Source organism: Streptomyces guryensis (assembly GCF_021261325.1).
Lineage (GTDB): Bacteria > Actinomycetota > Actinomycetes > Streptomycetales > Streptomycetaceae > Streptomyces > Streptomyces guryensis.
Genome location: NZ_JAJSBI010000061.1, coordinates 1 through 10,489, shown reverse-complemented (window position 1 = coordinate 10,489; position 10,489 = coordinate 1). Strand labels below are relative to the sequence as shown.

7 protein-coding genes and 2 pseudogenes are annotated in these 10,489 nt (G+C 68.5%); 8 read left to right on the top strand and 1 reads right to left on the bottom strand.

Features of this window, described 5'->3' with window-relative positions:
- Positions 1-316 precede the first annotated feature (316 nt).
- The 7 genes and pseudogenes from LJ657_RS47795 to LJ657_RS47765 form a co-directional block, all read left to right on the top strand.
- A pseudogene (locus LJ657_RS47795) lies at positions 317-588 on the top strand (DUF5655 domain-containing protein); the annotation flags it as partial.
- Between the two features lie 506 nt (positions 589-1,094).
- Entirely contained in the window at positions 1,095-1,913 is an 819-nt protein-coding gene (locus LJ657_RS47790; protein WP_232656049.1) for an oxidoreductase, read from the top strand.
- 40 nt (positions 1,914-1,953) lie between these two features.
- Complete coding sequence (locus LJ657_RS47785; protein ID WP_232656048.1) at positions 1,954-2,805, top strand: alpha/beta fold hydrolase; 852 nt, start codon at positions 1,954-1,956, stop codon at positions 2,803-2,805.
- A 58-nt stretch (positions 2,806-2,863) separates the two neighbouring features.
- Complete coding sequence (locus LJ657_RS47780) at positions 2,864-4,045, top strand: low temperature requirement protein A (protein ID WP_232656047.1); 1,182 nt, start codon at positions 2,864-2,866, stop codon at positions 4,043-4,045.
- A 336-nt stretch (positions 4,046-4,381) separates the two neighbouring features.
- Positions 4,382-4,998 (top strand): annotated as a pseudogene (locus LJ657_RS47775) (response regulator).
- Between the two features lie 332 nt (positions 4,999-5,330).
- The gene (locus LJ657_RS47770; RefSeq protein WP_232656046.1) at positions 5,331-6,341 is read left to right on the top strand and encodes an alpha/beta fold hydrolase; all 1,011 of its coding nucleotides are present in this window, start codon (positions 5,331-5,333) and stop codon (positions 6,339-6,341) included.
- Positions 6,342-6,591: 250 nt separating this feature from the next.
- The gene (locus LJ657_RS47765; protein WP_232656045.1) at positions 6,592-8,142 is read left to right on the top strand and encodes an AMP-binding protein; all 1,551 of its coding nucleotides are present in this window, start codon (positions 6,592-6,594) and stop codon (positions 8,140-8,142) included.
- A 657-nt stretch (positions 8,143-8,799) separates the two neighbouring features.
- On the opposite strand, the gene LJ657_RS47760 is transcribed toward LJ657_RS47765, so the two are convergent.
- Entirely contained in the window at positions 8,800-9,321 is a 522-nt protein-coding gene (locus LJ657_RS47760; protein ID WP_232656051.1) for a hypothetical protein, read from the bottom strand.
- A 169-nt stretch (positions 9,322-9,490) separates the two neighbouring features.
- Here LJ657_RS47760 and LJ657_RS47755 point away from each other — a divergent pair, with 169 nt between their 5' ends.
- Positions 9,491-10,261: a transposase family protein gene (locus LJ657_RS47755; protein ID WP_232656050.1), complete on the top strand. Its 771-nt coding sequence runs from the start codon at positions 9,491-9,493 to the stop codon at positions 10,259-10,261.
- Positions 10,262-10,489 lie beyond the last annotated feature (228 nt).

Sequence of the window (10,489 nt, the reverse complement as noted above, 5' to 3'; positions counted from 1 at the left end):
TCCGGAGTGAGGTTGGAGGGACACATCGGGCTCCTGGGGAACGAGGGCGGGACGTTCCAACGAGCCTGACGCAACATCACGATCGTTAACTGCCGTCCTCAAGATTCCCGACAGAGTCGCTCACTGGTGTCAGCCACAGCGTTGACATCAGCCCCCGAGCCCTCGGATTTCCGGGAGCTCTTGGCATGGGCTGGGACAGATGGAGCTTGGTCACCAGACAGAGCCGATGAGGCTGCCATAGGCCGACCGGCCCCTGGACCGGTCGGAGCACCGGCAGGGAGGCAATGCGAAGGTGCCGGGCCTGAAGCTGCTCCACATGACAGACAACGGCGTGAGTGACGTCGCGCCGCGTCTTGCTGAGGCCGAGGCGGATGTGCTGAGCCTTGTCGAGGCCGACATGGAGGCGCCGCTTGGGGTCGGGGGGCCTCCCGAGCGAGTACGGCACGGGCCTCTCCACGGCGGGGGATCGACTCGCTCGGTCTCGACGAGAACCGGTCGCCGGTCATCCTCGACAAGCGGCGTGTCGACTCGGGTGTCATCAACCAGGGCCTGTTCTACCTGTCGTGGCTGATGGACCGCCGCGCGGAACTCCCGTTGCATCCAACACCTCCGTGATCAAGATGTTGCGACGACCAGTTGAATCCGCCCTGTGTACGCCGGCCGAAATGCTGCTCGCACCTCCGCTGGATGCCGACCGCGATCGAACTCTGCTGCGGACGCTCGCGGTCTCCTGGATGTCGGCACGGCCGTCCGCTGCCGCTCGGCGTGCACCGCAACACCGACACAGCCCGCCTGGACCGTCCTCGTGCTCTCGGCTGCGACCCGGACGACCCTGATCGGCGGCTCGCCGGCACTTGGCCTGCCGCGTCCTGCTCGACGCCGCGGATGTTCACCGCCGGTGTACGGATGCAGGGCCGCCCCGTCGACCCGGCGAGGACCCGCTTGGACGCCTCCCGCCTCACTCTCCGTAAAAGATGCATGGACGCTACGGATTAATCATTAATTGATTCTCGTGTGTTGCTATTTGCTTTAGAACTGATACATTGATGAAACCGATCGGGAGGTCGTCCCGATCCTGGAATCAGGAGTCCAAGATGGCGACAACTCAGCCGGTAGCCCTCGTGACGGGTGCGTCCTCCGGCATCGGAAAGGCGGCCGCCCTCGCGCTGGCGGCGGCGGGCCACGAGGTGGTCGGCACCAGCCGCAACACCGCGCACGTCACCCCGCTCAAGGGCGTGACCTTCCTCGACCTCGACGTCACCAGCGACGCTTCGGTCACCGCTGCGGTCGGAGAGGTGATCGACCGGTTCGGACGCATCGACGTCCTGGTCAACAACGCCGGCGTCGGCTCGGCGGGCGCCGCCGAGGAGTCCTCCGCCGCGCAGGCGCAGGGCCTCTTCGACATCAACGTCCTCGGCGTCATCCGCATGACCAACGCCGTCCTGCCCCACATGCGCGCCCAGCGCAGCGGACGCGTCATCAACATCTCGTCCATCGTCGGGTTCATGCCGCAGCCCTACATGGCTGTCTACGCCGCTTCCAAGCACGCCGTCGAGGGCTACTCCGAGTCCGTCGACCATGAGGTCCGCGAGCACGGCGTGCGGGTCCTGCTCGTCGAACCCGCCTGGACCAGCACCGCGTTCGACGCCGCCAGCGTCCGCCCCGACCGGCCCCTGGACGTCTACGCCCACCAACGGCACGTCTTCGAGGAGTACATGGCCCAGGCGGTCAGGGACGGCGACGACCCTTCCGTCGTCGCCAAGGAGATCGTCGCCGCCGCGACCGACGCCAAGCCCAAGCTGCGCTACACCGCAGGCGCCATCACCGGACGCGTCCGCACGATGCGCCGCATGGTCCCCTCCCGCATGTTCGACCAGCAGCTGCGCAGGCTCAACCGCCTGCCCGCCGCCTGACCTTCCTGGTGGACACAGCGACACGAAAGCGAAGCGCGACATGAGCACGTATAGGGCAGACGCGGCCGAGGACCTCACCGTCGTGGGTCCCTCCGCGACGTTCACCTACCGGCGCCTCGGCCCGACCGGCGGCACCCCGCTGGTCCTGCTGAACCGGGTCCGGGGAACCCTCGACTGGTGGGACCCGGAGCTCCTTGACCACCTGGCCGCCGAGCACGACGTGATCGTGTTCGACAACGTCGGCACCGGCTACTCCACCGGCACCCCGCGCGACTCCGTCGAGGGACTCGCCGACGGCGCCGTCGAGTTCATCGAGGCCCTCGGCCTGACGCGGGTCGACCTGCTCGGCTGGACGCTGGGCGGCACCGCCGCCCAGCACATCACCCGCACTCGGCCCGCCCTGGTCCGCAGGCTGGTCGTCGCGGCTGCCAACCCGGGCGGAACGGTGCCCGGCGCGCCCGCCCCGAACCCGAAGATACGGGCCACCATGACCAAGCCCGAGCTCACCGGGGACGACCTGGTGTTCCTGTTCTTCCCGGAGACGGACACCGGACGCGCCGCCGGGTACGCGCACCTCGCCAGGGTGGCCACACGGCTGGCCACCGGGCTCCCCGACGTGTCCGAGGCGGCGGCCATGGGGCAGCTCTCCGCGGTCGCGAAGGATGCGGCGATTCCCTTCGAGCAGGTGCGAGCGGACCTGGCCGCCATCCGGCAGCCCGTCCTCTACGCCACCGGCATGCAGGACGCGATGATCACCCCCCTGGCCTCCTACACCGCCGTCCAGCACCTGCCCAGCGCCACCTTCGTCGCCTACAGCGACGCCGGCCATGCCTTCCTCTTCCAGCACGCGAAGGACTTCGCCGCCCAGGTGACGGCCTTCCTCGCCGACTGACCACTCAACGGAGCCCGACAACACGGGAGTCGGAACGCCTCCCCGAACGAGGAGACCCATGGTGGAGTTGACCAGCGATCCGGCGCGCCGGGAGGTCACGCCGCTGGAGTTGTTCTTCGACCTGGTCTACGTCTTCGCGATCGGTCAGCTGTCGCATCAGCTGCTGGCGCACCCGACGTGGACCGGCGCCGCCCAGACGCTCGTGCTCTACCTCGCCGTCTACGCGGCGTGGGCGTACACCACCTGGGCCGTCACCCTCGTGCCGGCCGAGGACCCGCGGACCCGGCGGATGCTGCTGGCGGTCATGCTCGCCGGGCTGTTCATGAACGCCGCGATCCCACGGGCCTTCGGCGACGCCGGGTGGCTCTTCGCCGCAACCTTCCTGCTGGTTCACATCGGGCGGACGGTATGGCTGCTCACCGTCGGCCTCGATGAGGTCAACCAGGAGCATTTCGTCCGCGTTCTGGTCTGGTTCGTCGCGGCCGCTCCCCTGTGGCTGACCGGCGCGGCGGTCGGCGGCGGCGCGCGGCTGGCATGGTGGGCCGCGGCGCTGCTGATCGAGTTGGCGGGTACCTGGACGGCGCATCCGTTGCCCGGCCGCAGGCTGGAGTCCCGGCAGGTCGGCTTCGCCGGCGGGCACCTGCTGGAACGCGGCCGCCTGTTCATGATCATCGCGTTGGGCGAGACGGTCATGACCACGGGCACCGCACTCACCGCGGCACCCTACGAGCCGATGAACCTGCTGACCGCCGGGGTGGCGCTCACCGGCACGATCGCGTTGTTCTGGCTGTACTTCAGCCGTTCCGAGCGCGTCGTGCGCCATTTCCAGCGGACCGAGGACCCGATGCGGGCCGGGCGCAGTGGCGTCATCAGCCTCATGGCCACCGTCGCCGGCCTGATCGCCGTCGCCGTGGCCGATGAACGTGTCATCGTCCACCCCGTCGACCACGCAGGCATCACCACGAACCTGCTGCTCTTCGGCGGGCCGGCCCTCTACCTCGTCCCACAGGTGTGGCACGGGGCAACCCTGTTCGACGACCTGCTCTCGTCACGGCTGCTCGCGCTGTTCGCTCTGGTCGTCGCAGGCACGGTCACGTTGAGGGCCCCGGCGTACCTGGCGGCGGTCGTCGCCGCCGCGATCGTCGTCGCACTGGCCGTGTTCGAAGCACGCCGTCCGGCTGGTGATGCGCGTGTGAAGCCGATCCCATCAGGCCCCCAGGTCGCTGACAGGAACATCTGACCTACCGCGCCTGTGGCCGGCCTGCCCGTCGGCGGAAAGCATCGGCAGGCCTTTCGGCGTGGTCAGCGTGCCCTTCTCATTCACCCCGGACGCCGTTGACCCGTTCACCAGGAGGATTTCATGGGCATGCCCGCCAGTAACGTCCTCATCACCGGAGCCGACCGGGGCCTTGGCTGGGCGCTCGCTGTTGAGCCGTCAAACCGTGGCACCGCCGTCCACGCCGGTGCCCGCAACGCCGACCAGGCGGCGTCCGGGCACGGGCTGACCGGCGCACGGTCGGGGGGCGGGGGCACCACGGCGGAGATCGGCGTACTGATCTGTGACGCCCAGGAGTTGATGCGGGCCGGACTGCGCATGGTGGTGGGGGGCCAGACGGACCTGAAGGTCGTCGGAGAGGCCGGGGACGGCGAGACGGCCGTGGCCCAGGCGCTTACGCTGCGTCCCGACCTGGTCCTCATGGAGGCGCGGCTGCCGCGCCTGGACGGCATCTCGGCCACCGCGCAATTGCGCGCTGCACTGCCCGAGACGCGGTGCTTGTCCTCACTGCCTGCGACCGCGACGAGTACGCCTACGCGGCGCTCCGTGCGGGAGCGAGTGGTTTCCTCGTCAAGGACGCCCCGGCCGCCGAAATGCTCGTCGCCGTACGTGGCGTCCTGCGCGGCGACACGATGGTCGCCCCGTCGGTGACGCGGCGGCTGGTCGACCGGTATGTCACGGGCGCCGTCGCTTCCGTTGCCGATGCACGCCTCGACGTACTGACCGATCGCGAGCGGGAGGTGCTGGGGCTGGTCGGCCGCGGGCTGAACAACGGTGAGATCGCCGGGAAGTTGTTCCTCGGCGAGACCACGGTCAAGACCCATGTGGCCCGCATCCTCGCCAAACTGCACATCCGCGACCGGATCCAGGCCGTCGTCCTGGCCTACGAGAGCGGACTGGTTCGCCCTGGCGGATGACCCTGTCGGGCGCCCGGGATGACGCCCGACGACACAGCCGCTCCCTAGTTTCTGGGCATGTCGATCATGGGGGAGTTCCTTCGCCGCCCCCGGCTCAGCGTCGTCGCTCCCAGCTCCCCCACACTCGCGCAGACCATGACCTCCGGTCCGCACCTTGGCCGCTCACAGGACTCATCGGGGCCTTCGGACCCTACGGCGACGGGCCCGGCTTGACGAGGTCGTCGGGTCAGAAACAGCTCCACGATCCGCGTGCCCCGCAGACACGCGTACGCGGAGCGCACGGCAAGTTCAACGCGCCGGGGGAGACCTCCGGCTCAACTCAAGGAATTCGCATGTCCTCAACCAATCGACGTACCCGTATCTCCCGGCGCACCGCGATGGCGCTGGCCACCATGTCGGTCGTCGCGGCTGTCGCCGCCACGGCGCCGAGCATGGCCAATGCCGTGAGCGGAGACTCCAGCGGCACGCGGCAGGCGGTCACTCAGACGCAGCACGCGACAAGCGCCAGCACCGCCCCCAACTTGCGCGTCAAGGCCGCCAATGGCGTCACCTACCAGTACCGCCGCTTCGGCCACCCCAGCGCGGGCAGCGTGCCCCTGGTCTTCCTCCAGCACTTCCGCGGCAACCTCGACAGCTGGGACCCCAAGCTCATCGACACCATCGCCGCCAAGCGCGAGGTCATCCTCGTGGACAACGTCGGCGTCGGTGGCTCCACCGGCACCACCCCCAGCACCGACCAGCAGATGGCCCTGGACGCCATCGACTTCATCGACGCCCTCAAGCTGCCTCGCTACGACCTGCTCGGCTTCTCCCTCGGCGGCGAGGTCGCCCAGGAGGTCGCCCTGCGCCGCCCCTGGCAGGTCCGCCGCGTCGTCCTGGCCGCCACCGGCCCCCAGGGCGGAGTGAACCAACGCGCAACCGACCCCAACATCTTGCAGCGGACTCTGAAGGACACCCCCGGCCCCGAGGACTACCTCTTCCTGTTCTTCAAGAACACCGCCTCCAGCCAGGCGGCGGGCACACAGTTCCTGCAGCGCCTCGGAGAGCGCACCACCGACCACGACGCCCCCACAAGCCTCGCCACCCGCGACCACCAGCTCACCGCGTGGTCCGAGTGGGGCATCACCGACAAGTCCAAGATGGTCCGCCTGAAGTCCCTCTTCCAGCCGGTCCTGGTCGCCGACGGCGAGAGTGACATCCTGATGCCCGCCGAGAACTCCCACCTGCTGGCCAAGTACCTCCCCGACGCCCAGCTGCACATCTACCCGGACGCCGGTCACGGGTTCCTCTACCAGTACGCCGTCAGGTTCGGCACCGAGGTGAACACCTTCCTCGACCGCTGACACCACATCCGCCGCGAGACGGTCGCCAACGCCCACGCCGACAGGCACGGTGACCGCCGACCGGCGGCCGTACCCCGCCTGGCACGGAGCCCGCGGGGTACGGCCACACGGCGGTGCGTTGCCGGGCTCCGACCGGATCCGAGGCGAGGTGCAGGTGCCGGTCTCGGCGCTGTCAACGCGGAACATGCCGTGACCCCTTGGCTGGCCGGACCAGCCGTCTCTTCTCGTCCTCTCGCGACAGAACAGGGCAATGAATTCCATCGAGAACCACACCGTCAACGTGCTGGACCGGCTGAAGGCGACCGGCAGTCGAGATGCGATCGTCTCCGGGACGCGGCGGATCAGCGGCACGGAGGCTCTGAGAAGGGTTCTCCGGTACGCCGCAGCGCTGAGAGACACCCGGTTGGGGAACGGCGACGGGGTCGCCCTCTTCGTGGGGAACTCGCCCGAAGCCTCGCTGCTGATGCTGGCCGTGCACTTCGTGGGCTGCCGGCTGGTCTTCGTACCGCCCGAGCCCGGCGACAGCGAGCTGGCGGCGTTCGTCCAACGCGCCCAGGTCAAGGCCCTCTTCTTCGATCCCGGCTTCGAGGAACGGGCCCGGCAGATCACCGGCCGGGTCGATGTCCCCCACGTCTTCAGTCCCGGCCGGTCGTCACTGGCGACGGACTTCCTTTCTGTGGCGCCGGACCATACCGACCTCGTACCCCACGAGGCAGCCGACGGCCGCCATGTCGCGACACTGCTCTACACCGGCGGCACCACCGGGACGCCCAGGCTGGTCACGCACCGCAGCGGTTACTACGAGGCTCTGACCCGTGTGTCGGCCAGGTACCGTGACGAGGTCTCAGCCAGTCCCAAGATGCTCGTCTGCACCTTGACCACGCACACCAGCGGCCACCTCGCCTCCCTCATAGGCATCCTGACCGGTGCCACAGTCGTACTGCTGAGGACATTCGACGCCGGCAGCGCCCTGTCAGTGATGCGTAGCGAGCACGTCACCGCGATGATGACGGTGACGCCGATGCTGTACGAGCTTCTCGACCATCCGGACTGCCCCGCCGGCGGCTTCCCCTCGCTGAGAACCCTCTTCTACACCGGCGCGGCCGCGGCTCCCGCCCGGCTGCGGCAGGCAATCGGACGTTTCGGTCCCGTGCTGCACCAGATCTACGGGGCGTCCGAGAACGGCCTGGTCACCGAACTCACGCCGCAGGAACACGACCTGGCACGGCCCGAGTCCCTGACCAGTTGTGGGCGCCCGCGCCCCGGAGCCGAGGTGGAGCTGCGGGACGCAGACGGCAGGCCCGTGCCGGCCGGGCAGGTCGGTGAACTGTACGTGCGCAGCGGTACCGTCATGGATGGTTACTGGAACGATCCTGAGGGTACGGCCGAAGTCCTGGGCCCCGATGGCTGGTTCCGCAGCGGTGACCTGGCCCGCCAGGACGACCAGGGGTACCTGTACCTGGTCGACCGGATGAAGGACATCATCGTGACCGGGCGGACCGCCGACAACGTCTACTCACGCCTGCTCGACGATTTCCTGATCTCGCTCCCCGCGGTGAAGGACGCGGCCACCATCGGCCTGCCCGGTGCGGACGGCACGGAGAAGGTGCACGTGGTACTGGTACCGCAGGACCCTGCCCGTGTCCCGGACTTCGCCGCGCTGACGCGCCGGATCACTCATGCGCTCGGGGACCTCTATGCCCCTGACTCATACTCGGTTGCCGTGTCCCTCCCACAGACCGCTGTCAGCAAGACCGACAAGAAAGCCCTGCGCGCAGCCCTGCTGACGGCCCAGATGTAGAGCGCTGACGGCCGCGGTCACCGCTTACTCGCGTTCGATCGACTCGAAGTGGCCGCTGCCGTCCGAAGAGCTGGTGCCCACGAACACCGCCCCCTACTGGATCCACGCCGGGCCCGTATGTTGGGGCGTGCCCCGGTCTGCACTCCGGCAGCCGGCACATTGATCGTTTACGGCGGCCAGGCGTCTGCGCGATGTCGGGCCCTGGCACTGTCGTACGCGCGTCGAGGGTGCGGGACTTCCCCGTACTCGGGACGGGGCTCGGGCATCGAGCCGGGTCCACCCGACTGACCCGAATAAACCAGGTCAGGCCCGAACACCAGGACCAGGCACTGTCCGACCCAGGCGGGCACGCTCGTGGCCCGGGCCTCGCGCAGGTGCCAGACCGGGGCCATCGACAGGTTGCCGCGTCGTCCGATGACCAGAGCCCAGCGCCCGCCGAAGAACGGATGCCAATCGCCCGCTTGACCAAGCGTGACGCGTAGAACGCCGAACCACGTGTTGCCGATGGGACGCGACGGCGGTCTGATCTCCCTCAAACAGGGAACCAGGCCCCGATCCTCACAGGACACCGACAACCGAGCCCATCACGGCTGGAGCCCGCCTCCTGAAGCGAGCCGCCATGGACCCCGGCCTCCCCTTCCCGGTGACCCTCGGTCGTCAGGCGGTGGGATCCACGTTCCACGCCGCAGGCAGATCGCTGCCGCAGAAGACGCAGACGAAGTCGTCCTCGCGCACGATGTTGTGCTCCTGGCAGTCGGGGCACCGCCGGAATACAACCTCGTGGGTGAAGCCGGAAGGCCGCCGGAGCTCCACAGCGTCGAGAGCACGGGCGACCTTCGCCCAGGAGCTGACGTCTGGGCAGTACCCGGTGGACTGGTTGCTGACCTCGCTCACGGTCCACCGGTCTGCCTCGCGCATGAAGCTGATCTCGCCGGCACCCAGAACCATCGCTCCGCCGGCACAGGCCACGTGCTCGCTTCGCCGCGGCGCCAGACGAAGCACATCGTCCATACCGACCACGAAGGTGAACGGTTCGGCCAGTTCCGCCGCCGATTGCTCCGCGATCCAGCCACCGAAGTCAGCCGCCGAGGCGATCCGACGCCCGCCGTCAACAGGCCGGACCGCGGCTTTCAGCTCGACCGGTCCGACATATCCATAACTGCGCCCCCGCCCACTCACGTCAGCCACCCTGGAGCACTCCGACACACGCCCCAGTGGGATGCGACTCTCCGATGCCGCTTTGGCGGTGTCACCCGTGTTCGATGACCAGAATCTGGACGCGTGTGCCCGGCTGGTGCCCTGCCTAAAGCGCGCTGCAGAACGCCGTGATCAGGGCATTTCCCTTGTATTGCGTGGGGTGTTGAGGGCTGATCCATTGTGGGTGGAGACGTTCACGGGGCTGCGGATGACGCAGTTCGAGCGGTTGCTGAAGGTGGTGCGGGAGCGGGGTGGCGATGGGCCGCGGATCGGACGGCCGTGGTGTCTGCCGCTTGCCGAGCGGGTGCTGGTGGTGGCGGTCTACTACCGGACGAACCTCACCATGCGTCAGCTCTCGCCGCTGTTCGGGGTCTCGTCGGCGACGGTGTGCAGGGTCATCCAGCGACTTGGACCCCTCCTCGCGCTCGCACCGACCTCGCGTCCGGTCGATGCCACGGACCGGTTGTGGATCGTCGACGGCACGCTTGTCCCGGTCCGCGACCGCAAGGTCGGCGCCTCGAGCCGCCACTACCGGTTCTCCGCGAACGTGCAGGTCATCATCGACGCCGACACCCGCCTGGTCGTGGCCACCGCCCGTCCGGCCCCGGGCAACAAGGCCGACGCCCATGTCTGGCGCAACTCCGGCCTGCCGGAGCAGTGTCAGGGGGTCACGGTGCTCGGCGATGGCGCCTACATCAACACCGGCCTGGTCGTCCCGCACCGCAAACGACCCGGCCGGGCGCTGCTGGCCGGCGAGGAAGCGGACAACGCGGAACATCGCCGGGTCCGTGCGCGGGTCGAGCACGCGATCGGTCGGCTGAAGAACTACAAGATCCTTCGCGTCTGCCGACAGCACGGCGACGGCCTCCATCACGCAGTCCAGGCTGCCGATCACATGCACAACCTCGCCTTGGCCGCGTGATCAGCAAAGCCGTACGCGGGCCCTGACCTGCAAACTCACGGCCTTCTGCAAGGCGCTTTTAAGCCAGGTTGAAAAGGGCTCCGTGACTCACGTGATCCTCACGCACGGGTCATGTCCCCTGTAGTGGTGTAGCCGTGTCGGGTGGATCTTCAGGTGGGTAGATCTTGTCCATGCTGCCTTCGGGGAGGTAGCGGCGGGGGAAAGCGATCCATTCGTCGTGCATCTCGA